Consider the following 24,901-nt stretch of genomic DNA (forward strand, 5'->3'; position numbering starts at 1 on the left):
GCGACGAACCGGCCGAACCGAAATCGGGTTCGCGGCGACCGGCCACGGTGATAGAAGCGTCGATAAATGCGATATTCGGCCCCATCGAGCCTTCAGAGCGCGAAACTCGAGCACTGGTTCCGGACCCCAAAATTAAACAATATATGAGTGTGATGATACGGATGAAATGAAGATTGACGTCGTCGAAACGCTCCATCAACCGGAGTACACCGGTGACGATAGATGCGAGCCGTGTACGATTTTGAACTTGGTCATCGCCGCCGTACTGAGTTCTCTTATCGCGCGGAAGTCGAAACTCGGCGGGGCACTCGCCCTCGGCTGTTCGATCGGCTTGATCTACCTTCGCGGCTATCTGATTCCGGGAACCCCGACGCTGACGAAACGGTATCTCCCGCCCGAGGTCCTCCGCTGGTTCGGGAAGGACCCGGAGCCGGTCGTCGCGTCCGGACTCGGTTCGCCCGACGCGACCGCTACGATCGAAGACCCGACCCAGGAGGATCGTTCCGACGAACCGACCGAAGCGGCATCCGCTGCATCCGCGAACGCTCCTAGCGAGGAGACGCCAGCGGAGGGAGACGCCGAAACCGTCGGCCACGGATCTGAATCCGACGCCGAATCGGCCGACGGCCCCGAAGCCGGCATGGATCTCGAGACGTACTTCATGGATGAGGAGATCCTCGAGCCGTGCGAGGAGTCGGACGACCTCTGTCTGACCGACGCGTTCGAAACGGCGTGGTTCGAGGAGATAGAACCGATCGCGGACGGCGAGATCACCGCGGCCGACGCCGCCGCAGCGTTCGGGTTCGAGGAGGACCCCGACGAGTTCGAACTGTTGACCCGCGACGGCGTGCACACGCTCAGAGCGAACTCAAGTCGAACCGGCCAGTGGCCATCGCGTCCGGCGCTCGTCGCAGACGTCGCCGCGAGCCGGGTCTTCGAATCCTGGGTGGATGACTGGGACGCGTTCGCCCCCGCACAGAAAGGACAGCTGCTGAACAGCCTTCGGATGTTCCTCGAGACGTGTCCGACCACGGGTGGCGATATCCAGATAGGCGAGGAGGTCGTCGAATCGTGCTGTAGCTCCCACAAGGTGTTCGCGGTTACCTGCGAAGACACCGGCGAGCGCCTCTTCGAGCACCGAATCGCCGATACGTAACTCGAACCAGTGATACGCTCCCCCGAACCGGTTACACCTCTCGAACCGAAGAACCGTCCCTCCACGCTGGGGTCGCTTCGCAGACGGCTCCGGATACATCGCGACGAAAAGCGGGAGTAGCGCGTCGAAACGACCTCGATCGCCGCCATCGAGTGAGTTTGTTCGGCCGCGTGCGGTCGGTGCGTAAATCGGCTCGAGAGAGTTTTTCTCTCTACGTTCCCATATCGTGGATCTGCTCGACTTCCGCCTCGATGTAAATCGAGTCGGGGAAGTCCTGAGAGGCGATATTTCTTGCGAGGTCGTCGTGACCGTGGATCTCGAGTTCACGCGTAAAGACCGTGTAGTTCCAGGGATCGAAGCGGCGGTCGTCGTCCGAGTGCAGTCGGGAGTGTTGGGGGACCGAGAGCCGTTTCGGCGGGTGGGTGTGAGGACCTTTCAGCGCCGCCCCTTTTCGTTCGGCGGTTTCTTTGATATCCGAGACGAGGCCGTCGAGAGCGGCGCGGTCACCGCTTTGGAGCGTGAGGCGAGTTACGAAGGTCATGGCTGGCGTTGTAGGTACGTCTCCGGTGGCGACCTAAAGCCTTCTGAGATGCATCGGTGGCGGCCGTCGACGCGGCCCCTCGAACGCGTCTCTGCTGTGATGTACGACGAGAAGACAGTCCGATATTCACTTAACGCCGCACCTGTTATCCTCTGTAATGGCAGTCGAAGCTACGAGCGCAGGCGCGATCCTCTTCCGCGACACGCGGGGCCGGCGCGAGTATCTTCTACTCAAGAGCCGCCCGGGCGACTGGGAATTTCCCAAGGGCGGTGTCGAAGGAGACGAAGAACTTCAGCAGACGGCTATCCGCGAAGTAAAGGAAGAGGCAGGTATAGAGCAGTTCAGACTACTCGACGGCTTTCGCGAGGACTACAGCTACGTCTTCGAGGCGAACGGGACGACGATCCACAAGACCGTTCATCTCTTCATCGCGAAATCGTTCGAAGCGAGCGCGGAACTCTCGAGCGAACACCGCGACCTTCAGTGGCGCGATTACGAGCAGGCGGTAAACACCGTCACGCAGGACGGCCCGCGAGAGATCTTCGAACAGGCCCACGACTACCTCGACGTGCTCGAGGCCGAAGACGAAATCTAATCGATTCTCGTCTCTGTGTGAGCGATTCGAGGAGCGACTGCTTTCTGCGAGCATCGGTTGAGGGTACTGATTGTCGAAACTCTCATTAGATGTGGTAACTCAGTTGAGGAAATGCCATTCGACGAGCGAGACGGTCCCGCTGTGACGACCGGTCCCGACGAGCAGTACTGCTCGAGTTGCGGCGATGTCATCAAGAGAGAGGCCGAAATCTGTCCACACTGTGGTGTGAGACAGAAGTATCCACAGGAGAAGAATCCGGGGATCGCGGCCGTCCTCTCGGTGTTTTTCACCGGCGTCGGACAGATCTACAACGGGCAAGTCGGGAAAGGATTAGTGCTCATGCTGATCCAATTGGTCAACCTTCTGCTAGTCTTCGCACTCATCGGTATCTTCACTGGCTTCGTCGTCTGGGTCTACGCCATCTACGACGCCTACTCGGTCGCCGAGAAGATCAACCGAGGAGAGATCGAGCCGTAATCTGGCTCGACCCCGACTCGAGGAACCGAACGCCGCTTTCAGCGAGACCACAGCACATTTCGATACCCGCTCCGTACGACAGGCCAGTGAGTCTCCACGGCGGTTCCGAATTCGGGTTCGAACTCGCTTGCTGTCGCTGGGCCGAACGCCGCTGGCCCCTCGAGGAGAGCGATCGCCCGGTCGTCGTCGCCCGCCAGCTCGGGACGAAGCGCCGACGGTGGGACACGATCGTCCTCGAGTGCGACCGCGAGGGGCTCAGACAACGCGCTCTCTTCGGTCCGGAGCGGCTGAACGGCGACCTGCTGCACGTCGTCCGAAACGCGCCCGCGGAGTGGGGCTACTACCGCGACGTGCTCCCCCACCCCGGCTACCCCTGGCGGTACGTCCGCGAGTCGATCCACGAAGCGGCCGACCGGGGGATCCTCGAGACCCGCCGCGACGGCAATCGCATCGAGATCCGCCGAAAGTGGGCCTACCCGGACTGGGTAGAGCGCGTCGTCGCGATCGAGAACAAACCGGATCTCGACGCCAGCGCCGCACGCACGCTCGGCCCCCAACTCGAGTACGACGTGGCGATGGGGCTCGCGGACGAGGTCTGGGTTGCGACCCGACAGACCGGCGACCGCGTCGTGCCCGCCCTGTTCGAGGATCTGCCGGTCGAAGCGGGGATCCTCTCGCTCGATCTCGACGAGCTCGAGGTCGAGGTCGCGTGGCACCCGCGGACGCTCTCGGTCGAGAATCGGGGGACGCGAATCCTCGAGCGGCCGACCGGGAGCGGACGGGACGCGTCGGCCGCTCGATTCGAGTACGTCGACCCCGCCGAGAAGGCCGATCGCCGCCTCGCGATCGCAGAGCGCGCCTACGAGCGCGGCTGGCGCTCGTTCGCCGAGACGATGCGACCCGACTGCAAGGCGTTCGAACTGCGCTCGCAAAACCAGTTGCTCCCCTACTGCCGAGCCAAAGACTGTCTGCCGACCGCCGCGGAGTGTTCGGGGTCCTGCCCCGCCTTCGAGCCGGAGCCGCCGACCTGGCGAACCCGCGGGTGGCCGATCGAAGGCGGCCCCGGAAAGCGACTCACACGCCTGCTCGAGAAACGGCGACGGCGACGCAGGCCGGGGTTATGACGGCAGGCCGGACGACCGCGCTTGGTCCGTATTCGCGGTCGAAATAGTCTCAGTTCGAGTCGGAAATGGAGACTTCGAGGTCCTCGCGCTCGAGGGCGAGTCGAAACGTCGGGACCGTCCGGTACTCGACCTCGACGACGTCTTTTCGACGGAGGCTCTGGAGGGCGGAGCGAACGTCCTCGCTCTTCGGATCGACGTCGTAGGCGTCTCGAAGCTTGTGGAGGACCGAAACGACGCTTTCGGACTCCTCGTCGGGGCCGGCGAGCACCTCGACGATCTGTGCGTGGAGCTCTGGCACCCGAATTGCCGACGGCCCGCCCTCGTCGTCGGGGTCGTTGACCACGCCGGGTTCGACGTCGACCAGCTCAGCGGCTTCCGCGGTCGCGCGGATCAGGCTGTTGTCGTCGCGAAAGTAGTACTCGCCCAGTTCGTTCTCGAGGATCTGGTGTACCTCGCTCCCGCTGTCGACTCCCCACCGCTCCTGTAGCTCCGCGTTCTTCGTCGGCTGTAGCTCCACCACGTCGGCCAGTCGGTCTCGCGCCTCCTCCGAGAGCGTCATCGTCGAATCGTAAGCGGATCCAGTACTTTTGCGTTGCGCCCTGTCGATCGCGCTGAGACCGCAAATCGAACGCTGGCGATCCGAAATCGCAGGCGGGGAGCTCAACTCCCGGTTCCGGGGAGACTGGCCGCGGTCTCGAGGGTCTCCTCGACCTGTGTGAACACCAGGAGCGCGCCCAGCGTTGCGATCACCGCGCCGAAAACGAACGGCCACCGGAATCCGTACCCGATCAGGAGCCCCGACGCGAGCGGGCCGACTGCGATGCCGAAGCCGAAGGCCATCGTGAGCACCGACAGTTTCGAGCCTGACTCGCCCGCTCCGGCGAGGTCGCCGGCGAGCGCCAGCGACGGCGCAAACACCATCGCACCCGCGACGCCCTGTAACAGCCGCGCGAGGAACATCATCTCGGAGGTGCCGATGAACCCCTGGACGAGCGTCGTCGGGATAAGAAACACCATTCCAAGAACGATGAACGGGCGACGACCGTATCGGTCGCAGGCGCGGCCGACCGGCGTCTGCAACAGCACTTGCGCGACGATGAACGCGGCGAACTGGAGGCCGAACCAGGTCGATCCCTGCCCGAGGTGGTCGTTGATCTGGGGCTGAATCGTCGCGAAGAGCCCGATCGTGGTCGCAAGAAAGAGCGTCGCGACCCCGAGAGTGAAGATCGGATCGAAGACGTTCGACCCTGAATCGTCCCACACGTCGATCGATAGCTCCGCGCCCGCGTTCTCTCGAGTCGATTCCGGGTCGGAGATCAGGATCGTCACGAGGACATAGCTGATCGCCGCGGTGATCGCGGCGACGAAAAACGCCGCGTCGAAGCCATCGATCGTGAACCCGGCGGGCAGAAATCCGGCGATCGACGGGACCGCGTACGGGCCGGCGTTGACGACCGCACCGGCCGCGACCGGCCCGGCACCGAACCCGACAAGTCGGAAAGTGTTGTAAACGCCCATGTTGCCGCCGCGATCGGCCGTCGTCGCGAGTTCGTTCACGAGCGCGATCGATGCCGGGACGATGAACGCGACGCTGACTCCCTGCAAGCCGCGGATGAGGACCAACAGCTGGTAAGTGTCGGCGAAGACGTACGCGACGTTGGTCATCGCCAATCCGGCCAGACCGATCAGGATGAACGCCTTTCGCCTCCCGGTGCGGTCGGAGAGTCGCCCCGTAAACGGCTGGAAGCTGCTGTTGAGAAAGCCAAACAGCGAGAGGATTCCGCCGATTATGACCGACTCCGACAGCCCGAACGTCGCCCCGGTGACCACGTCACTGGTCACATAGAGCGGTATCACGACGATCAGAAACGAGTTCCCGATGCCGTCGGCCATCCGAGCGAACGCGAGCGTCAGCACCCGTCGGTCGACGGCGAACGCTGCTCGAAGTCGACGAAGGGAGATCTCCATCTCTCGAGGTGTCCGTAAGCTGGCCCAATGACCATTTCGGATCGAAACCGATTTCGCGCGGTTCGTATCGTGGTCGTTCCCCATCGGCGGCTGGCACTGCGAGTGGAATATGATCTACAGTTATCTCGCCGGCCGCTTTCTACACGCTTAAGCGAGACGAGTGACAAGCACCGTTCATGGAGTTTTGCGACGAATGCGGTTCGATGATGAAAGCCGAAGACGGGACGTGGGTCTGTGGCAGCTGTGACTTCACGAAGCCGAAAGGCGACACCGCGGACTACACCGTCACCGAAGACCAGGAGGCGAGCGAAGTCATCGAATCCTCCGGCGAGACGTCCTTGCCCGAAACCGACGCACACTGTCCCGAGTGCGGCCACGACCGGGCGTACTGGTACATGAAACAGATCCGCTCCGCGGACGAGTCCGAGACGCGCTTTTTCATCTGTTCGGAGTGCGAACACAAGTGGCGAGAAGACGATAACTGATCCTCGAGTCGCGTGCCCTCGCGACCGACGACCGATTCCGCGTCCGAGGAGCCGCGAGTACCCGACTCGAGGAGTGATCGCGTCGCGTGCCCCTGACGAAACGGAGCACCGTCAGGGCGGACTGGTGATCGAGGTGCGGGCCCGCCGAAGGCGGGCGACTCGCTGTTCGTCCGCAGACGGAATACGATTACTCCCTACACTGTGAGGGTCGAGCGCGAAGGACTCCCACCGTCGTCGGAGCCGCCCATCGTTATCGGAGTTACCATCATCGCCGGAGCCGTCGGCGCCAGTCGCCACCGTCTCTGACTACTCGTTGCGGGCGATCGTGAGATAACCGGTGTGTCCGACCGGTGCCGTCGACGGTCGGGAGCCGCGCTCGTCGAAGTCCATCTCCCGTTGGATCGTCTCTCGGGTTCGAACGCTCGAGAGGCCGGCCTCTCGAGCGGCGGCGACGACGTCCCGGGTCGACTCGACGAACGGGCTGTAGACGGCGAGAAACCCGCCGTCGACGAGCAGGTCCGGCGCGGCCGTGACGACGTCTGGCGCGTCGCCGGTATCGAGTGTCAGCACGTCGAAGAACTCCTCGCGGAGCGACTCGAGGTCGGCGGTCACGTCTCCCGCACGAACGTCGACTTGCTCCTCGACGCCGCCGAGGACCATGTTCTCGCGTGCGACCTCGGCGAACTCCGGATCGCGTTCGTAGGTCACGACGCGCGCACCGGCGCGGGCGAGCAGCGCCGCGAGCACGCCGGTTCCGGTTCCGGCGTCGAGCACTCGATCGCCGACCGAGACGCCCGTTTCACCGATTACCAGCCCGATATCTCGCGGGACCATCGGCGCACCGGTCCGTTCGAAGTGATGAAACAGGTCCGGACCGCGGAGCCGCCGAACGCGAAACGCCGTTCCGAGATGGGTCTCGAGCGTCGCTCCGGGTTCGACGTCCTCGGGGACCTCGAGCACGCCCAGGTCGGTTCCGAACTCCTCGCCGGGTTCGACGAGGTACTCGCGGTCCTCGCGAACGAGCAAGACGGGGACGGTCACGTCACTCGAGTTCCGCGACCGTCGCCGCGAGATCGCCGTCGTTGTCCTCGAGGGCCCGTCGGGCCTCTTCCTCGCTCGCCCCGGTCCGCGTCACGACGAGGTCGACGTCGTCTTCGTCGACGCTACTGCCCGAATCGTCGTCGCCGTCGCCCGCCTCGAGTTCGCCCGCCGAGCCGGCCGCCCGCTCGTCCGGCGTGCCGATGACCTGGTAGGTTTCCTGACCTCGAGCGTCCATCTTGGTCACTTCGGGGTCGGTAAAGACGAGATCGTGCTCCGCCGTGCGGATGATGACCTCCTCGGCGTCGATATCGTCGACATCGATCCCCATCTGTTCCATCATCTGTTCCATCTTGCGCGGATTGAGTCCGCCGCCGCCTCCTCCAAACATACTCGTATCGTCGACACCCGCGACCTTTTACCCTGCGGTCTCGACCGTCTAGTTTCGGTGTCACGCTCGTCGAGACGCCGACAGAAATGTGGGCGGCAAAATCAGTTCCGTGCCCGCTTCAGCGTGACTCGCCTGCCGGGACGCCCGATCGAACTTTTACGGCCATTCCCGTCTCGAAGTCTCGGATTCCCGCAGCGGCGAGTTCCGCGCGACCGACGGCGATCACCTCACCTCGCTCGTGGACTACGACGACCTCGTCGCCCGGTCTGATTCCCTCACCGACCTCGAGGACGAACTTCGCGAACACGTTCTTCCCGTCGCGGACGAACGGTTCGCTCTCGTCGTCGACGACGACGCGGTAGGCCGGCGACTCGAGCGCGGAAACGAGCCGCCGCCCGCCCTCGACGCCGAGGGTGAATCGGCCGTCGGTCCCGAACGAGACGATTCGGCCCGCGTCAGAAAGCACCTGTTGGGGCCGCCCCGAAGCGGTTCGCTTGATCGTCTGGGACGCGTCCGCCGGAAACAGCGCCTCGCCGGCGTCCGCGCCGAACTGGTAGTCGGCTACCGTCCGGAGGTTCTCGATCCCGGTTCGCCCGTCGGTTCGCTCGCTCATTGGTTCCCGTCGTGGCCCCGCGCTCGAAAGGGTGTCGAAGCGCCCGCACGCCGGGATGTCTCCCGACCGCCGAAACGAATTTCGCACCGAAAATCGGCCGCGTCGGAAGATAGTGAATGTTATAAAAGACCGCCCACGAGTACACGTATCGATGAACGTCACGCAGATCGGTCTCGGATTCGCCTTACTGGGCGTCAGCACCCTCACGCTCGCCGGACCGACCTTTCTCGACTCGAGCGCTGCCGGATACGCGGTCCCGGTCGTCGCGGCCGCCCTCGCGGCGGGAGCGCTCGTGGTCGGCGTCGTTCGAGCCGACCCCGACGCGCGCGCTTACTGAGCCGCTCGAGTCGCTTTTTTGACTCCGTTTCCGGTGTTTTCAGCCCGTCTCGAGCAGGTATGATTCGCTCGAGTTCTCGAGAGCGGTCGCCTCGCTCGGGACTTACGAAAAATCCGAGGCGAAAGCCTCGCGCTTCAGCGCGGGGATGAAGCCGACCAACAGTATTCAACCGCCGTCGATGGTGCCAACGGGGTTCCAACGCAATTATTAAGCTGTCCGACTAAGATAGTATACATAGTGGTAAAGAGTACCCGTCATGCGAAATATGAACTCTACTACCACATAGTCTTCGTACCAAAATACCGGCGTTCGCACCTGACGGGGAAGACGAAGGAACGTCTCGAAGCCATCTTCGCAGAAATCTGTGAAGACAAAGACCTCGAACTGACCGAGTCTGAGGTCATGCCCGACCACGTACACCTGTTCATCGGGAGTCCACCCAAGAACGCCCCGTCACTCATCGTCAACTGGGTCAAGGGGATTTCCGCGCGGAAATACAATCAGCGGTACGACGACCGCGTGAAGTGGACTCGTTCGTACTACGTCGGTACGGCAGGAAGTGCCTCGAAGGGTGCTATCGAACAGTACATCGCTGAACAGGAGAGTGACGACGAATGAAGCGCGTCAACACCTTCGAGGTCGTTCCACAGACCGAGAACGACACAGAGTGCCTCTTACGGCTACTCGACGCCTCCGCATCCCTGTGGAACGAACTGACCTACGAACGCCGTCAGAACTACTTCGGTGACGGCGACGTGTGGGACACGTCCGAATACCGTGGACAGTACAACGGTGTCGTCGGAAGCGCGACTGTTCAACAGGTCACGCGCAAGAACAGTGAAGCGTGGCGGTCGTTCTTCGCCCTCAAGGAGAAAGGCGAGTACCCCAACCCACCGTCGTACTGGGGCAACGAGGAGGACGGACGAGAACTCCGTACCTACATCCGATGCAACCAGTACACGATTCAGTGGGGAAAGCCTAGCCGTCTCGAGATCCCTGTCGGGCAAGAACTGAAAGACGAATACGGACTCGGCTACCACGAACGGCTCCGCCTCGAAGTCCGAGGCAACCCGAAGTGGGACGGCGAACAGGGTCGTTTGGAACTTGAGTACGACGAGGTGAGCGACACGTTCAGGGCTTTCCAACCAGTCACCGTCCCTGATTCTCGACTGGATTCACCACTGGCTTCGGAAGAAGCCGCCCTCGACGTTGGCGCGGACAATCTCATCGCCTGTTCCACGACCACTGGGAACCAGTACCTCTACGACGGTCGGGAGTTGTTCGGACGGTTCCGTGAGACGACCGATGAAATCGCCCGCCTACAGTCGAAGCTCCGGGAGGGAAGCTACTCCTCGAAACGGATTCGACGGCTGTACCGACAGCGGACGAAACGTCGTGACCATGCACAGAATGCGCTGGTGCGCGACCTCGTTGAACGGTTGTACGACGAGGGCGTGGCGACAGTATACGTGGGCGATTTGACCGACGTGCTGGAAACGCACTGGTCGGTCAGAGTGAACGAGAAGACACACAACTTCTGGGCGTTCAAGAAGTTCATCCACCGTCTCGCGTGCGTTTGTGAGGAGTACGGCATCTCTCTCGAAGCTGAGTCGGAAGCGTGGACTTCTCAGACGTGTCCCAAGTGTGACGACCACAGGAAGACGGTTCGCCACGGGGATACGCTGACGTGTCCGTGCGGTTTCGAGGGACACGCCGACCTCACGGCGTCAGAGACGTTCCTTCGAGAAAACAGCGATTGCGAAGTCAGGCCGATGGCACGGCCCGTGCGATTCGAGTGGGACGACCACAACTGGTCGGGGACGCCACACCCTCACGAAAGTCCCAAAGAAGTGCGCACGAACCCGCAAGTTGCCCCCGTGGGTCGGTAGCAGAACCCCCAACGGAGGAATCCTCGCGCTTCAGCGCGGGGAGGATGTCAAAGCAGGAACGTTTCGTGGCGTTCGCCGAGGTCGAGGAACGTATCTGCCGCGTCGATGAGGTCTTCTGACGTCGAGGATTCGAACGCCATCACTTCCACGCGGACGCCCTCGTGCCGGAGGTGCGAACAGAGCCGGGAGAAGTCACCGTCGCCGGTACAGAGGACGAGCGTGTCGATGTGGTTCGCGAGCGTCACCGCGTCGAGGCTCATTCCGACGTCCCAGTCGGCTTTTTTCGTACCGTCGGAAAAGCGCTTGATGTCCTTGATCTTCGTCTCGAAGCCGATGTCGACGAGCGCGTCGAAAAACGACTCCTCTTCCGGCGAATCCGCGCGGATCACGTAGGCGATGGCGCGCGTCAGCTGTCTGTCTTGGACCGCCTTCTCGAGCAGCGACGAGTAGTCGATGTTACGGCTGTGCATGCTCTGGGCCGTATGATAGAGGTTCTGGGCGTCGACGAGGACGGCGACGCGCTGACCCGGATGAATATCTGTCACACTCGCGTCTCTGTTGGGAACACGTAAAAAAATCGCGTCGTGGCAGTCGAATCGATCGAAAGTCGCCGGCGTCGACGGCAGAAATTAGCTTCGGAGCTTCTGGATGCGCTTTTCCGTCGGCGGGTGGGTTGAGAAGATTTTTTGCAAAATGCTCCTGTCGGCGTTGAGGATACAGAGCGCGCTCATGCTGTCGTCCAGTTCCGACTCTCGCCCCTGTGCGCCGTTAGATATCTTCTCGAGCGCCCGCGCGAGCGGATCGCCGCTGCCGATCGCCTGTCGCGCGTCGTCGTCGGCGACGTACTCGCGATATCGCGAGATAGCGAGCACGAAGATCATGACGAGCATGTTCGCGATGTTCGAGATGATCATCGCGACGAAGAAGCTCCCCGGGTTTCGCTCGCCGCCGGACATGTACGCGATCGCCGCGACCCAGCCGACCATCGAACCGATCGACTGACCGACGACCATCGTGATCACGTCTCGGTTTTTGATGTGTGCGAGTTCGTGAGCGATGACGCCCTCGAGTTCGTCGCGCTCGAGGAGCTGCATCAGTTCGGTCGAAACGCAGACGACGCCGGCACCCTTTCGGCCGACGGCGAACGCGTTGGGAACGCCCATATTCATGACCATCAGTTTGGGTTTGTCGATCCCCATATCGCGCGAGAGCGACTCGGTCATCTGATGGACTTGCTGATACTGCCCCTCTTCGGGCATCTCTTCTGCGCCCCTGAGCGCCGACCACTTCCCGAGTTTGTACTGGATCGCCGGGAGGACGATAATACCAAGCGGGAGAACGACCAGTAGCGGAATGGAGAAAAATAGGCTAGCGAAAACCGCTGCGACGGTGTAAAAAGCAAACAGGATGCTTCCCACGACCGCCATCCGTACTTGCAGTCCGAAGTCTGTCATGCCTTGCTGTAGGTAAGCCGAAGGTATAAGTTCCGCGAAATATGCTGGTAGCAGTTCGCACACAAGCGGAAGTAGAGAGAAAATCCACAACGGATAAGTTCGTCCGCTGTGATGGCTCGGATATGCGTCGCACCGCTCACGCCTCGGTACGCCCGATCGTGAGCGGCGCGAAATCTCGTTTTCCGAAAAAACGGGCCTGAAAGGGCTCGAGGCGGGGTGACGTCCCGTCTCGGGTGCGCCCCAGATCACTCCGGCCAGTCGCGACGCCGGCTCCGTGCAGAATCATTACATCCAAGTAGCCGACCGCCGACCAACACACCAATAGAATACCTATGACGGACGATATCGACTTCACGGGCGTCTTCCCGGCGATGTGTACGCCCTTCGACGAGGACGAGCGAATCGACTTCGAAACCTTACAGACCGACGCACAGCGACTCGAGCGCGCGGGCGTCGACGGGCTCGTCCCCGTCGGCTCGACCGGCGAATCCGCGACGCTGACCCACGAAGAACACGTTCAGGTCGTCGAGGCGGTCATCGACGCCGTCTCCGACGTGCCGGTCATCGCGGGCAGCGGTTCGAACAACACCCGCGAGGCGCTCGAGCTCTCCGAACGAGCCGCCGACGCGGGCGCTGACGGCCTACTCCTGATCTCGCCGTACTACAACAAGCCCGAGCAGCGCGGCCTGATCGAGCACTATCGAACGATCGCGGACGCCGTCGACGTGCCACAGATAGTCTACAACGTGCCCTCGCGAACGGGCCGATCCATCGAGCCCGACACGGCTGTCGAACTCGCGAGCCACGAGAACATCGCGGGCTACAAGGCCGCCAGCGGCGACCTCGGCCTGATCGGCGAGATCGCCGAGCGGACGACCGGCGAGGACTTCGCCGTCCTCTCGGGCGACGATGCACTCACGCTGCCGATGCTCTCGGTCGGCGCGACGGGCGCGATCAGCGTCACCGCCAACGTCGAACCCGAGCGAACCTGCGCGATGGTCGGTGCCGCGCTCGACGGCGACTACGCGCGCGCTCGAGAACTCCACCACGAACTCGGGCCGCTGTTTCGGGAACTGTTCGTCGAGACCAACCCGATCCCGGTCAAGGAGGCCATGCAGATCCGCGGCTACGGCCCGGCCCGCATGCGCCCGCCACTGTCCCGACTGGCCGAGGAATATCGTGACGACCTCGAGGCGGTCCTCGCCGATCTCGAGGACGGCTCCGCCGCGGTCGCCAACGCCGGACCGGAGGGTGATCGATGACGGTGCGGGTCGGCGTCACCGGAGCCACCGGCCGAATGGGCGCGGAAGTGATCGCCGCGGTCGCCGACCGCGACGACGTCGAGGTCGCCTTCGCGGTCAACCGCGATCCGGACGGCGAGGACGTAAGCGGCGTTTCCGTCGAGTCCGCCGACGCGTTCGAGGAGCTCCTCGCCGAGCGCGAACCGGCGGCCGTGATCGACTTCACCGGGCCCGAATCCGCGCTCGAGTACGCGCGAGCCTGCGCAGACGCGGGCGTCGCGTTCGTCACTGGAACGACGGGGTTCGAGGACGACGAACTCGAGGCGCTCGAGGAAGTCGGCGAGACGATTCCGCTCTTGCGCGCGCCGAACTTCGCCCGCGGCGTGCAGGCGCTCGTGAACGTCGTCGGCGACGCAGTGCAGGATCTGGCGGGCTACGACGTGGAACTGGTCGAAACCCACCACAACGCGAAACGCGACGCTCCGAGCGGGACCGCGAATCGACTGCTCTCCGAGATCGAGGCCAACGGGGACTTTTCGGGGCGCAAACACGGCCGCGAGGGATTCGACCCGCGCGAGGAGGATGAGATCGGCGTCCACGTCCTTCGGGCGGGCGACGTGACCGGCGAGCACGAGATCGTCATCGCGGACAACCACGAGGAGGTTCGGCTGACCCACAGAGCCGAGGACCGGGGCGTTTTCGCCGCCGGCGCGGTCGATTCGGCGGTGTGGCTCTCCGGGCGCGACCCCGGAAGCTACGACTTCGCGGACGTGCTGGCCGACTGAACGGGCTCGCGTCGTCGGCCCACGGAGCCGGTCGCGTGCTACCCTACTGAGCCGGCGCGAATGGATGGAATTTTAGCCCTGCACGCGCCATCCCCGGACAGCTATGAGTGCGCTCGAGACCGAGATCGACGAACTGTGGGAGCGAAAGCAACGCGGCGAGGTCGACGCGCAGTCGGCCGGCGAGGACGAACGTTCGACGCTCGAGGCCTTTCTCTCGGCGCTCGAAGAGGGGGAGATCCGCGCCGCCGAAAAGCGCGGCGACGAGTGGGAGGCCAACGAGTGGGTTAAACAGGGAATTCTACTGAACTTCGGCCTGCGCGAGAACGCAGCCTTCGAGTACGGCGGCGTCGAGCACTACGACGTCCTCCCGCTGCGCGAGACCGAGGACCTGGGCGAGCGTGGCACCCGCAACACGCCCGACGGGACGACCATCCGCCGCGGTGCCTACCTCGGCGAGGACTGCATCATGATGAGCCCGAGTTTCGTCAACATCGGGGCCCACGTCGGCGACGGCGCGCTCGTCGACTCCTGTGACACCGTCGGCTCGTGCGCCCAGATCGGCGAGAACGTCAAACTCGGCGCGAACACCCTCATCGGCGGCGTGCTCGAGCCCGTCGAGAGCGCGCCGGTCATCGTCGAGGACGGCGTCTCGCTCGGTGCCGGCTGTCGCGTCACGAGCGGATTCGTCGTCGGCGAAAACAGCGTCGTCGGCGAGAACACGCTCCTGACGCCACGAATCCCCGTCTACGACCTCGTCGAGGAGGAAGTCCTGTACGGCGAACTGCCCGCCGAGCGACGCGCGTTCACGCGGTTCGTCGAATCCTCGGTCAGCGACCACGACCTCTTCGAGGGCGGCGCGTACAAACCCGCCGTCGTCGCGACCGATCTCGAGACTGAGACGCTCGAGGCGACCGAGCGCGAGGACGCGCTGCGAGAATAGCGACGCATCGTCCGACCGTTCGTTTGACCGAGAGTTCGGTGTGGCTGTGTATCCGGTAATCAGTGTCGCTCGAGACCGATATACGCACCGAGCTGTCTGGCGACGTTGGCGATGAGGGGTTCTTTTAGCGTGCCGAGTTCACGATCGATTCGAGTCGCGTCGACTGATGCGACCGCCCACGGAAGAATCGAACTGTCTTTCGGGAGGCCGCCATCGATGATATCGTCGTCGTCGATCGGAACGCGTTCGTCGTACCACGTTTTCGTCGAGAGCGTGAGTCAATGTATTGCTCGCCGTGAAAGGGCGTCTCGTCCGTACCGATTACCAGCCAGGGCCGGCTTGCACCGTCGCCCTTGAACGGATCGTCCGCGAGTACGATGGTCCCTCGATCGAGAGTCATTCGTTCGATCGCTCACTCGCTTCGACCCACTCCTCGCGATCCTCTTCGCCGTAGAGTTCGTCGAATCGCTGGACCGTCCGGTGGAACTGGTGGGCGCGACGAAGGCGTTCCGTGTCGTCCGTAATCGCCCAGTACGAGCCCTTGTGTCGGACGAGATCCTGTTCCTTCAGTCGATTGAGGACCGCCGAGATCGAGTTTTCGTTGACATTCGCTCGTTCGGCGACCGTCGATGCCTTCCACGCCTTGTCTCTGTTCTCGTAGAGAAATCGAAGCACTCGTTCGGCGTTGCTCGGCTCCTCGAGTTCCGCGGAGGTGCGTTCTTCGAAATCCTCGATATCGATCGACATACGGGAACCAACGAACCGAATCATCAAGAGTGTATTCGAAATATTACTGATACGGGATGTAGGATCGTATTCTCGTATCTACTGTATCCACATTATTTGCTAGCCGAGACGAGTGAGGTGACGATGAGTCGACGAGAGATGGATAGAACCTCCTGCGACACTGAACCCGGTAGAGTGGTGAGAGACGGTATCGGTTCGAGTGAGTCGACTCGCTTCCCGACGAGCGGACGAACCCAAACGCTTGAATCCTCCCGGTCACTTCCAGTGGACAATGAGTGATTTCGCGGACTCGCCGGCCGTTCGCCGGCTCGACGACTGGGACCGCGAGCGACTCGAGTCGCTCGCCGCCGAGTACGACACACCGCTTTACGTGATGGATCTCGATCGCGTGAAGGAGAACTACGCCCGGTTTTCGACCGCGTTTCCGGACGCCCACGTGATGTACGCGGCGAAAGCACACACCGGGAAGGCGGTGCTCGAGGCGGTTCTCGAGGTCGGCGGGACCATCGAGTGTGCGGCCTGGGGCGAGCTCCAGCGATCGATCGACGCCGGTGCGGACCCGAACGAACTGCAGTACACCGCCGTCAACCCGCCGGATCACGACCTCGACTACGCGACCGACCTCGCCGCGGATAATCCGGGGCTGACGATCACCATCGGCGCGATGGACACGCTCGAGCGCCTCGCAGAGCGCGGCTACGACGGGCGAATCGCCATTCGGATCAATCCCGGCATCGGAACGGGCCACCACGAGAAGGTCGCGACCGGCGCGGACGCGAAGTTCGGCATCCCCTACGAGCGCGTCCCGGAAGTCGCCGATCGCGTGCGCGAGGACTTCGACCTCGTCGGCCTCCACGCCCACGCCGGCAGCGGCGTCCTGACCGACGGCCTCGAGGACCACTGTCGCGCCATTTCCCGCATCGGCGAGATGGCTCGCCGAGTAGGCGACGAGGACCTCGAGTTCGTCGACGTCGGGGGCGGCTACGGCGTTCCCTACCGCGAGGACGACGAGCCGCTGGATCTCGAGAAGACCTCGAACATGGTCCGCGAGGCGGTCGGCGACCTCGACGCCCGGCTCAAGCTCGAACCGGGCCGCTACGTCGTCGCCGACGCGGGCCTGATCCTCTCGGAAGTGAACACGATCAAGGAAGCGCCGGACACGACCGTGGTCGGCATCGACGCTAGTCTCGCAACCCTGATTCGGCCCGCGATGTTCGGCTCCTACCATCCTATGCTGAACGTCAGCGCGCCCGAACGCGAGGCCCACGAGGTTACCGTCGGCGGGCCGGTCTGTACCAGCGCGGACGTCTTCGCCCACGACCGACCCATCGCCCGCCCCGAGCGCGGCGACGTCGTCGCGATCGGCAACGCGGGGTCATACGGTTACGAACTCGCCAGCCAGTTCCACTCTCAGCCACGGCCGGCGGAAGTGGCACTCGAGGACGGCGACGCGCGTGTCGTCCGCCGCCGGGAAACGCTCGCGGACGTAACGCGCGTCGAGCGCGAGTCGGGACAGTAAGATGGGCTTCGATATCGCGCAGTTCCACGCCGACGCGGTCCGGACGCCCTCCCACGAGGACGTTTCGGAGATGCGGGACTTGCTCCGTGAGACGCTTCGCGACGCCGGGCCCGAGCCGACGGTGGACGAGTATGGAAACGTCCTCGCCAGCCGAGGCGCCGGCGCACAGGGAGCGGCCGACGGAACGGACGCCTCCGGTCCGCACATCGTCTTGAACACGCACATCGACACCGTCGCCCCCCACGTTCCCTACGAACGCGACGGCGACATCGTCTGCGGGCGCGGAGCCTGTGACGCGAAGGGACCGCTCGCCGCCCTGCTGGCGGCGTTCCTCGGGGTCGAACCGACCGCCGGGACGCTCACGCTCGCGATCACCACCGACGAAGAGACGTTGATGACCGGCGGGGCGGGGCTACGGGAAACGTTACCCCCATCCGTGGACGGCTTCATCGTCGGCGAACCGACGGACCTCGACGTGTGTATCGCCGCCCGCGGCCAGTTCGAAGGGACGGTCACCCTCGAGGGCGAGAGCGGCCACGCGGCGAAGGTTCCCGCCGACCGAAACGCGATATTCGGCCTCGAGACCGTCTTCGAGGCGCTTCGAAGCTACGACGACGAGGCCGGACCGGGCGCGGACGCCACGCTCGGGGAGCCGAAACTGACGGCGACCATGCTCGAGGCCGGCGAGGCACCGAATCGCGTTCCGGACCGGTGCCGACTCACGTTCGACCGGCGGAGCGTCCCGCCGGAGACGAGCGAATCGTTCCGTACGGATCTCGAGGCGTTTCTCGACGACCGCGTTCCGGACGCGCTCGAGGTCTCCGTCGATCTCGTCCGGCCCGATACGCCGTTCCCGAAGGCGTTCGTCACGGACGAGGACGACGCACTCGTTGGGAGCCTCCGTGAGGCGAGCGGCGGCGACGTACGGCCGTTCGGCGCGGCGACCGAAGCCGGGTTCTTCGCCGCCGACGCGCCGACGGTCGTCTTCGGCCCGGGCGTCCTCGAGGACGAGGAAGGTGGCGTCGCCCACGCCGAACGAGAGTACGTTCGGCTGACCGACATCGAGCGAGCGGCGGCGGCGGTCCGCGAGACGCTCGAGCAGTTCGTCGGCTGATCGACCCGAGGCGCTCGAAGAAGAGTTCGGACGACTTAGCAGCGGATTCTGCAACGGCCCGTAACCCTATTAGTTCCACGCGAGTACTCGAGTCGTATGGGACGGTACGGAAAACTCGATTATCCCCACCTGACGAAAGCCGGGTTCCTTCTCGGCCTTGGATTGCTCATTATCGGTGTCGGCGGCGAGTTCGTCGGTCAGACGTACTTCGGCGGTCTCCCCGCCTGGGAGGATACGCTGCTGTATGCCCTCTCGATCGTCGGCCTCCTCGTCGGCTTCTTCTCGCCGTTCGTGTTCGGTATCTTCCTCCCGCTCACTGAGTAGAGGCACCTGACTGTTTTCGACGGATCGGTACCGGTTGGATGAATACGTCTTCGAGCGGTGCCTGTGTATTTCGATATCCTGTCTCTACGATCGCGGCCTGATATCCTGTGCCTGCGGCCTGTGACTCGATATCTTTGGTCCCGCGACGCACACTCACGAAACGCCTTTACGAACTGACTGACTAGTCAGTTACTATGTGGGAATTGAAACATCGACGCCGGCCGAGGGAATCGGATCGACCGCTCGAACGGACTTCCCTCCCCGATCGTACCGACGCGTTCTCCCGCTCGAGAGCCCTGCCCGCGGATAGTCGCCGATCGTCGGGTGGAAGATGAGCGCGACCGGGGAAGATCGATCCGTCGACGTGACCAACGGAGAGCTGTTGAAGCCGATCGTCTTTCTCGCGATTCCACTCGTGTTGACGCAGCTACTGCAGGTCGCGTACAACATCGCGGATACGTTCTGGGTTGGTCGCGTCGGCTCCGACGCCGTCGCCGCCATCTCCTTTGCGTTTCCGATCATCTTTCTGGTCATCAGTATTGGCGGCGGCTTTACGGTCGCCGGCACCATCCTGATCTCCCAGCACAAGGGCGCGAACAACGACGAGCGGGTCGATCACGTCGTCGGGCAGACGATGTCGTTCGTGTTGCTCGTCTCGCTGCTCGCCTCGATCGTCGGCTACGTCTTCGCGCCGCAGTTGCTCACGCTCGTCGGTGCCGAGGCCGGGAGCGCGGTCCACGGGATGGCCGTCGAGTACACGCGAGCTTGGTTCGTTGGGACGGTCACCGTCTTCGCGTTCTTCATGTTTCAGGCGCTGTTGCGCGGGTGGGGCGACACGCGAACGCCGCTTTACCTGATGACCGTCAGCGTCGTCCTCAACGTCGTCCTCGACCCGTTCCTCATCCTCGGGTTCGAAAACAATCCGCTGTTCGGCGCGCTCGGATTAGGGGCTCTCGAGTCGTCGCTGTACTCGCTGACCGGCTTCACCGGTCTCGGCGTCGAGGGTGCGGCGATCGCGACGGTATTTAGCCGCGCGGTCGGCGCGTTCGTGGGCCTGTGGTTGCTGTTCTCCGGAGAGCTCGGGATCAAACCGTCGCTCTCGCAGTTTCGCTTACAACTCGAGTCCGTCACGAAGCTCGTCCGACTCGGAATCCCCGCGGGGATCGAACAGAGCACTCGAGCCCTCGGGATTACGGTCTTGACGGCGTTGGTCGCAATCGCCGGTTCGGACGCCGTCGCGGCCTTCGGCGTCGGCAGTCGCGTCTACGCAATATTCACCCTCCTCTCGCTGGGAATCGCACAGGCGACCGAGGTCGTCGTCGGGCAGAACCTCGGCGCACAGCAGTCCGATCGCGCCCGCAACGGCGTCCTGTTGAACGCCGGGATCATCGGCGGAGCGTTCGCGGCGATGAGCGTTGCCGTCTACGCGTTCGCACCGGAGATAATCGGCGTCTTCCTGACCGGCGAGGAGTCGGCGACGGTGATCGACATGGGTGCCGAGTTCCTCACGATCGTCGGTCCGACGTTCGCCTTCCTCGGGGTGTTCCAGATCCTGATGGGGGCGTTCCGCGGCAGCGGGAGCACCCGGATCGCCATGGCGTTCTCGATCCTCTCGCTGTGGATCATCCAGGTCCCGGTCGCCTACGGACTCATCCAGTGGGGTGGGTTCGGCGAAACCGGCGTCTGGTACGCGATGGCGATCTCGAACGTCGTGAGCGTCGTCGTCGCGGGCCTCTGGTTCTTCCGAGGCACCTGGACGAGCGGCGTCGTCGACACGCCCGCGTCGCCGACCGCAGACTGATCTCGACTACACGTTTCGAGGAACGTTTCTCGCTGCCGGACTCCGTTGACCGACGACTCGTCTCGAGTCGCGATTATTCGGGAACGTCGTCGACCAGATCGTCGGCGATGCCGGTGTACCCTGCCGGCGTCAACGCATGCAGTTCCTCGCGGACATCTTCGTCGATATCGAGGTCGTCGAACAGTTCTCTGAAGTCCGCGATCGAAACGTCCTTGCCCCGGGTGACGGCCTTGACCCGCTCGTAGGCATCCGCCTGTCCCTCTCGTCTGAGAATCGTCTGGACCGCCTCGCCGATGATTTCGGGGGTCGACTCGAGTTCGTCGCGCATGACCTGCTCGTTGGGGACGACCTTCGAGAGGCCCGCAGCGGACTTCTTGTAGCCGATGAGACAGTGTGCGAGCGCGGCACCGATGTTCCGTTTGACCGTCGAATCCGACAGGTCCCGCTGGAGCCTCGAGGTCGTGACGTACTCGGCGAGGAAGGTCAGATCCGAGTTGGCCTTCGAGAGGTTGCCCTCGCTGTTCTCGAAGTCGATCGGGTTGACCTTGTGGGGCATCGTCGAAGAGCCGGTTTCGCCTTCGACGGCCTCCTGGCCGAGGTAGCGATCGGAGACGTAGAGCCACATGTCCCGATCGAGGTCGAGCAATACGTCGTTGACGCCGCGGAAGGCGTCGAACAGCGCCGAGAGGTCGTCGCAGGGGTTAACCTGCGTCGTGAGCGGTTCGAACTCGAGGCCGAGGTCGGTGACGAACGCCTCGGCGAAGGACTGCCAGTCGACGTCCGGGTACGCCGCGACGTGGGCGGCGTAGGTGCCGCTCGCACCGCCGAGTTTCCCCCGGAGTTCGTCGGTCGCGTCGCGAACGCGAGCCGTCGTTCGACCGAGACGGGCCGCATAGACGGCCAGTTCCTTCCCGAAGGTGGTCGGCGTTGCGGGCTGGCCGTGCGTTCGCGCGAGCATCGGCAGGTCCCGGTGTTCGCGGGCCATCTCCGCGAGCGTGTCTTGCAGTTCGTACAGTTCGCCCAACAGCACGTCCTCGACGGCGTCCCGGACGAGCAGACGATGGGCGAGGTTGTTCACGTCCTCGCTCGTGAGTCCGAAGTGGATCCACGCGGAAGCGTCGCTGTCTGCGGGCAGGTTGTGACGGATGAAGTACTCGACCGCCTTCACGTCGTGGTTCGTGGCCTCGAACTCTTCGTAGCCCTCGGTCTCGAGGGTCTTGATCAACCGCGCGTCCTCCTCGGCGAAGTGGTTGTACAGCCCCGAGAGCTGGGTGCGCTCGTCGGTGTCTAACTCGAGCGGCGTCGCCTCGCAGTCGGCGAGCGCGATCAGATACTCCACTTCGACGCGGACGCGGGCGCGCATGAGCGCGGCTTCGCTGGCGTACGGCGACAGCGGTGCGGTGCGGCCGCCGTACCGGCCGTCGAGCGGGGAGACGGCGTACAGCGCGTGAGTGTCGGTCATGCTCGAGCATCCTCCAGCGCGGTCCAAAAGCGTATCGAAACTGGAGGCCACGAGCGTGCATACTGTCCGGGATACTTCGGTTCGTGACGAGTATCTATATCCATGTTCGTGTATATTGTGCCGTTCGAGACCGCAATCACTTTCCCGTTTGCGAGCGCGGGTTCGAGTATGATCCGAATCGCCGGGATGGCCGGCAACCGCGGGCGCAACCTGCTCAACATCACCGATCGCGCGCCGGGCGGCGCGGAACTGTCCGTCGTCCTCACCACTAGCGAGGACGCCCCAGTACGCGAAGGCGCAGCCGAACGCGAGATTCCCACCGAGGTCGTCCCGCTCGAGGACGGGATGAGCCGAACCGACCACGAGGAGGCCGTCCTCGAGGCGCTTGCCGACTACGAGTTCGACCTGGTCTGTCTCGACGGCTACATGCGTATACTGACGGATACGTTCCTCGATGCGGTTCCGACCACGCTGAACGTCCATCCCTCGCTGCTACCGTCGTTCCCCGGCACGGATGCCTGGGGCGACGCGCTCGAGGCCGGCGTCTCGACGACCGGGTGTACGGTCCACGTCGTCACCGACGCGACTGACGACGAGGGCAACGTCGTCGAGAGCGAGGTCGACGCTGGCCCCATCGTGACCCAGGAGCCGATCCCGGTCTACGAGGGTGACGACGAGGATTCGCTCTCCGACCGGGTGCTCTACGAGGGCGAGTTCCGGGCGTACCCGCGGGCGGTGAAGTGGTTCGCCGAGGACGCGGTCGCGGTCGACGAAGACGGCGGGACGGTTTCCGTCGGCGAGGACGTGGCGACCACCCCCGGAGACGACCACGACGGCCTGCCGGGTCGCCGCCTCGTCTCGAACGATCGGCTCGAGACGCTTCGATACGGGGAGAACCCCCATCAGGACGCCGCGGTCTACACCGACTACACCTGCGAGGAAGCCTCGGTCGTCCACGCCGAGCAGTTGAACGAGGGAGCCAAAGCGCTCTCGTACAACAACTACAACGACGCCGACGGCGCGCTCAATCTGATCAAGGAGTTCGACGAGCCGGCCGCCGCGGTGATCAAACACACGAATCCCGCGGGCTGTGCGACCGCGGATTCGCTCGCCGAGGCCTACGAGAAGGCCCTATCGACGGACCCGATGAGCGCGTTCGGCGGCATCGTCGCGCTCAACCGCGAGTGCGACGCCGAGACCGCAGCACAGGTCATCGACTCGTTCAAGGAGGTCGTCGTCGCGCCGGGTTACAGCGAGGACGCCCTCGAGATTCTCTTCGAGAAGGACAACCTGCGCGTGTTGGACGTTGGCGAACTCGGCGAGCGAACCGAGCGCTTCACCGAAAAGCCGCTCGTCGGCGGTCGGCTCGTTCAGGAACGCGACCGACAGTCGATCTCGGTCGACGACCTCGAGGTCGTCACCGAGCGCGAGCCGACCGACGAGGAGCTCGAGTCGATGATCTTCGGCTGGCAGACGCTCAAACACGTCAAGTCGAACGGAATCCTGTTCACCGAGGGGACCGAGACGGTCGGCGTCGGCATGGGACAGGTCTCGCGCGTCGACGCGGTACGACTCGCGGCGATGAAAGCCGACGAACACGCGGAGGGTAAGGACACCGAAGGAGCCGTGATGGCTTCGGACGCGTTCTTCCCGTTCCCGGACGGCATCGAAGAAGCCGCGTCAGCCGGCATCGAAGCCGTCGTCCAGCCCGGCGGGTCGGTCAACGACGAGGACGTGATCGCGGCCGCGGACGAACACGACATCGCAATGGCGTTTACGGGGAAGCGGAGTTTTCGGCATGACTGAGCGGTAGCGAAGGAATGCCGAAAGCTCGGAAGACGAGCGGAGCGAGTCTTCTGTTGTTTTCGGTATGACTGAGCAATAGGAGCTGAGTTATCGAGGTTGTGCGTCGCGACCGAGTTGTCGGGACTGCGCGTAGCGACGAAGTTATAGGGCTGTTATCGCGACAGAGTCGTGGGTGCTGAGTTGCCGCGACGAAGTCAGGCGATCCCGTTCGGCCGTCTCTCGTAGCTCAAACGCTCGTTTCAGCTTGGGAAGGTGCTATGTGTCACTGCCCTAATCGGTGCATATGGATCGACGACGACTCCTCGCAGCGACGGCCGCTGGATTGACCGCGACTACCGCAGGCTGCCTCGGCAGCGCCATGACTGGCGACGAGGGCCAATCCGGCGACGACGCCGACTCGAGCGGGCGCGAAATCGAAGTCAGGGCGGCCGGCGAAGTCGAAACGGAACCGGACGAAGCCGTAGTGAGCGTCGGCATCGAAGCGACGGGCGACAGCGCGGCGGCGGTCAGAGACGAACTGGCGACGCGAGCCGAAACGCTTCGAGAGACCTTCGACGACCTCGAGATTCCGGACGATCGCGTCGAGTCCGGGCGGTACGAGGTTCGAACCCGCTACGAAGAGTCGGGGTACGTCGGAACCCACCAGTTCCAGGTCGAAATCGACGACGTCGACCGCGTCGGTGAGATTATCGACGCGTCGGTCGAGGCCGGTGCCGACGACGTCGGGAGGGTGAGCTTCGAGTTGAGCGACGAGCGACGGGCAGAGATGCGCGACGAGGCGATCGACCACGCGCTCGAGAACGCCGACGACGAAGCCGCCCACATCGCCGACAATCGGGGCGTGGAACTCACCGGAACGAAGTCGGTCTCGACGAGCAACGTCGACGTGCAACCGGTCCAGTACGAAACGAGTGCGGACGCCAGCGGATCGAGCGGGTCTGGTGCACCGAGTACCGACATCGACTCCGGGCCGGTCAGCGTTCGCGCGAGCGCGACGGTCGTCTACTCCTTCGAGTAGGCGCGCTACTCGTTTCCGTAGGATCGAGGCTACTCGACGAATTACTTCAGGAAAACGAACGAAAACGACTCAGTTG

27 protein-coding genes are annotated in these 24,901 nt (G+C 63.7%); 17 read left to right on the forward strand and 10 right to left on the reverse strand.

Annotated features, from left to right (window positions below; all coding sequences use genetic code 11):
* Window positions 1-166 precede the first annotated feature (166 nt).
* The gene (locus BM348_RS11560; RefSeq protein WP_092904968.1) at window positions 167-1,156 is read left to right on the forward strand and encodes a hypothetical protein; all 990 of its coding nucleotides are present in this window, start codon (window positions 167-169) and stop codon (window positions 1,154-1,156) included.
* Window positions 1,157-1,367: 211 nt separating this feature from the next.
* Here BM348_RS11560 and BM348_RS11565 read toward each other — a convergent pair whose 3' ends face one another.
* Entirely contained in the window at window positions 1,368-1,697 is a 330-nt protein-coding gene (locus BM348_RS11565) for an uS10/mL48 family ribosomal protein (protein ID WP_050051919.1), read from the reverse strand.
* Between the two features lie 157 nt (window positions 1,698-1,854).
* Here BM348_RS11565 and BM348_RS11570 point away from each other — a divergent pair, with 157 nt between their 5' ends.
* From BM348_RS11570 to BM348_RS11580, 3 genes are all read left to right on the forward strand, one after another.
* Window positions 1,855-2,292 (forward strand): bis(5'-nucleosyl)-tetraphosphatase, encoded by a 438-nt coding sequence (locus BM348_RS11570; protein ID WP_049952118.1) that lies wholly within the window; start codon window positions 1,855-1,857, stop codon window positions 2,290-2,292.
* A gap of 111 nt (window positions 2,293-2,403) precedes the next feature.
* Window positions 2,404-2,769, forward strand: a complete 366-nt coding sequence (locus BM348_RS11575; protein ID WP_139231185.1) for a zinc ribbon domain-containing protein — start codon at window positions 2,404-2,406, stop codon at window positions 2,767-2,769.
* An 86-nt stretch (window positions 2,770-2,855) separates the two neighbouring features.
* Entirely contained in the window at window positions 2,856-3,893 is a 1,038-nt protein-coding gene (locus BM348_RS11580) for a DUF5787 family protein (RefSeq protein ID WP_092904969.1), read from the forward strand.
* A 49-nt stretch (window positions 3,894-3,942) separates the two neighbouring features.
* Here BM348_RS11580 and BM348_RS11585 read toward each other — a convergent pair whose 3' ends face one another.
* Together BM348_RS11585 and BM348_RS11590 are read right to left on the reverse strand one after the other, a co-directional pair.
* Window positions 3,943-4,452 carry a DUF5797 family protein gene (locus BM348_RS11585; protein ID WP_092904970.1) on the reverse strand — a complete coding sequence of 170 codons (510 nt, stop codon included), beginning with the start codon at window positions 4,450-4,452 and terminating at the stop codon, window positions 3,943-3,945.
* Between the two features lie 101 nt (window positions 4,453-4,553).
* Window positions 4,554-5,861, reverse strand: a complete 1,308-nt coding sequence (locus BM348_RS11590; protein ID WP_092904971.1) for an MFS transporter — start codon at window positions 5,859-5,861, stop codon at window positions 4,554-4,556.
* A 176-nt stretch (window positions 5,862-6,037) separates the two neighbouring features.
* Here BM348_RS11590 and BM348_RS11595 point away from each other — a divergent pair, with 176 nt between their 5' ends.
* Entirely contained in the window at window positions 6,038-6,346 is a 309-nt protein-coding gene (locus BM348_RS11595; RefSeq protein ID WP_092904972.1) for a transcription factor S, read from the forward strand.
* Between the two features lie 306 nt (window positions 6,347-6,652).
* On the opposite strand, the gene BM348_RS11600 is transcribed toward BM348_RS11595, so the two are convergent.
* From BM348_RS11600 to BM348_RS11610, 3 genes are all read right to left on the reverse strand, one after another.
* Window positions 6,653-7,387 (reverse strand): methyltransferase domain-containing protein, encoded by a 735-nt coding sequence (locus BM348_RS11600; RefSeq protein ID WP_092904973.1) that lies wholly within the window; start codon window positions 7,385-7,387, stop codon window positions 6,653-6,655.
* A 1-nt stretch (window position 7,388) separates the two neighbouring features.
* Complete coding sequence (locus BM348_RS11605) at window positions 7,389-7,775, reverse strand: nascent polypeptide-associated complex protein (protein ID WP_092904974.1); 387 nt, start codon at window positions 7,773-7,775, stop codon at window positions 7,389-7,391.
* A gap of 118 nt (window positions 7,776-7,893) precedes the next feature.
* Complete coding sequence (locus BM348_RS11610) at window positions 7,894-8,388, reverse strand: PUA domain-containing protein (RefSeq protein WP_092904975.1); 495 nt, start codon at window positions 8,386-8,388, stop codon at window positions 7,894-7,896.
* A gap of 151 nt (window positions 8,389-8,539) precedes the next feature.
* Here BM348_RS11610 and BM348_RS11615 point away from each other — a divergent pair, with 151 nt between their 5' ends.
* The 3 genes from BM348_RS11615 to BM348_RS11625 all read left to right on the forward strand — a co-directional run bounded on the left by BM348_RS11615 (window position 8,540) and on the right by BM348_RS11625 (window position 10,614).
* Window positions 8,540-8,725: a hypothetical protein gene (locus BM348_RS11615; protein WP_092904976.1), complete on the forward strand. Its 186-nt coding sequence runs from the start codon at window positions 8,540-8,542 to the stop codon at window positions 8,723-8,725.
* Between the two features lie 237 nt (window positions 8,726-8,962).
* On the forward strand, window positions 8,963-9,343 hold the full coding sequence (tnpA, locus tag BM348_RS11620) for an IS200/IS605 family transposase (RefSeq protein ID WP_092904977.1): 381 nt from the start codon (window positions 8,963-8,965) through the stop codon (window positions 9,341-9,343).
* Entirely contained in the window at window positions 9,340-10,614 is a 1,275-nt protein-coding gene (locus BM348_RS11625) for an RNA-guided endonuclease InsQ/TnpB family protein (protein WP_092904978.1), read from the forward strand. Before tnpA ends, BM348_RS11625 begins: the two co-directional genes overlap by 4 nt.
* A gap of 47 nt (window positions 10,615-10,661) precedes the next feature.
* Here BM348_RS11625 and BM348_RS11630 read toward each other — a convergent pair whose 3' ends face one another.
* Complete coding sequence (locus tag BM348_RS11630; RefSeq protein ID WP_050051909.1) at window positions 10,662-11,159, reverse strand: LabA-like NYN domain-containing protein; 498 nt, start codon at window positions 11,157-11,159, stop codon at window positions 10,662-10,664.
* A gap of 84 nt (window positions 11,160-11,243) precedes the next feature.
* A complete protein-coding gene (locus tag BM348_RS11635; protein ID WP_092904979.1) occupies window positions 11,244-12,068 on the reverse strand; it encodes a M48 family metallopeptidase in 825 nt (274 codons plus the stop codon).
* Window positions 12,069-12,400: 332 nt separating this feature from the next.
* Between BM348_RS11635 and dapA the strand changes: the two genes are divergently transcribed.
* From dapA to BM348_RS11650, 3 genes are all read left to right on the forward strand, one after another.
* Window positions 12,401-13,330: a 4-hydroxy-tetrahydrodipicolinate synthase gene (gene dapA, locus BM348_RS11640; RefSeq protein WP_092904980.1), complete on the forward strand. Its 930-nt coding sequence runs from the start codon at window positions 12,401-12,403 to the stop codon at window positions 13,328-13,330.
* Window positions 13,327-14,094, forward strand: a complete 768-nt coding sequence (gene dapB / locus BM348_RS11645; protein WP_092904981.1) for a 4-hydroxy-tetrahydrodipicolinate reductase — start codon at window positions 13,327-13,329, stop codon at window positions 14,092-14,094. Before dapA ends, dapB begins: the two co-directional genes overlap by 4 nt.
* Window positions 14,095-14,197: 103 nt before the next feature.
* A complete protein-coding gene (locus tag BM348_RS11650) occupies window positions 14,198-15,034 on the forward strand; it encodes a 2,3,4,5-tetrahydropyridine-2,6-dicarboxylate N-succinyltransferase (protein WP_092904982.1) in 837 nt (278 codons plus the stop codon).
* A 396-nt stretch (window positions 15,035-15,430) separates the two neighbouring features.
* On the opposite strand, the gene BM348_RS11660 is transcribed toward BM348_RS11650, so the two are convergent.
* Complete coding sequence (locus tag BM348_RS11660) at window positions 15,431-15,781, reverse strand: MarR family transcriptional regulator (RefSeq protein ID WP_092904983.1); 351 nt, start codon at window positions 15,779-15,781, stop codon at window positions 15,431-15,433.
* Between the two features lie 271 nt (window positions 15,782-16,052).
* Here BM348_RS11660 and lysA point away from each other — a divergent pair, with 271 nt between their 5' ends.
* From lysA to BM348_RS11680, 4 genes are all read left to right on the forward strand, one after another.
* Window positions 16,053-17,300, forward strand: a complete 1,248-nt coding sequence (lysA, locus tag BM348_RS11665; RefSeq protein WP_092904984.1) for a diaminopimelate decarboxylase — start codon at window positions 16,053-16,055, stop codon at window positions 17,298-17,300.
* 1 nt (window position 17,301) lies between these two features.
* The gene (locus BM348_RS11670; protein ID WP_092904985.1) at window positions 17,302-18,414 is read left to right on the forward strand and encodes a M20 family metallopeptidase; all 1,113 of its coding nucleotides are present in this window, start codon (window positions 17,302-17,304) and stop codon (window positions 18,412-18,414) included.
* Between the two features lie 96 nt (window positions 18,415-18,510).
* Window positions 18,511-18,738: a DUF7860 family protein gene (locus BM348_RS11675; protein ID WP_050051512.1), complete on the forward strand. Its 228-nt coding sequence runs from the start codon at window positions 18,511-18,513 to the stop codon at window positions 18,736-18,738.
* Between the two features lie 331 nt (window positions 18,739-19,069).
* Window positions 19,070-20,539, forward strand: coding sequence for an MATE family efflux transporter (locus BM348_RS11680; RefSeq protein ID WP_092904986.1), 1,470 nt, complete (start codon window positions 19,070-19,072; stop codon window positions 20,537-20,539).
* A 73-nt stretch (window positions 20,540-20,612) separates the two neighbouring features.
* On the opposite strand, the gene purB is transcribed toward BM348_RS11680, so the two are convergent.
* The gene (gene purB, locus BM348_RS11685) at window positions 20,613-22,001 is read right to left on the reverse strand and encodes an adenylosuccinate lyase (RefSeq protein WP_092904987.1); all 1,389 of its coding nucleotides are present in this window, start codon (window positions 21,999-22,001) and stop codon (window positions 20,613-20,615) included.
* Window positions 22,002-22,169: 168 nt separating this feature from the next.
* Between purB and purH the strand changes: the two genes are divergently transcribed.
* Window positions 22,170-23,807, forward strand: coding sequence for a bifunctional phosphoribosylaminoimidazolecarboxamide formyltransferase/IMP cyclohydrolase (purH, locus tag BM348_RS11690; protein ID WP_092905558.1), 1,638 nt, complete (start codon window positions 22,170-22,172; stop codon window positions 23,805-23,807).
* Window positions 23,808-24,090: 283 nt separating this feature from the next.
* On the forward strand, window positions 24,091-24,825 hold the full coding sequence (locus BM348_RS11695) for an SIMPL domain-containing protein (protein WP_092904988.1): 735 nt from the start codon (window positions 24,091-24,093) through the stop codon (window positions 24,823-24,825).
* The last annotated feature ends 76 nt before the right edge of the window (window positions 24,826-24,901 follow it).

Origin of the sequence: Halostagnicola kamekurae (assembly GCF_900116205.1) — an archaeon.
Classification (GTDB): Archaea; Halobacteriota; Halobacteria; order Halobacteriales; family Natrialbaceae; genus Halostagnicola; species Halostagnicola kamekurae.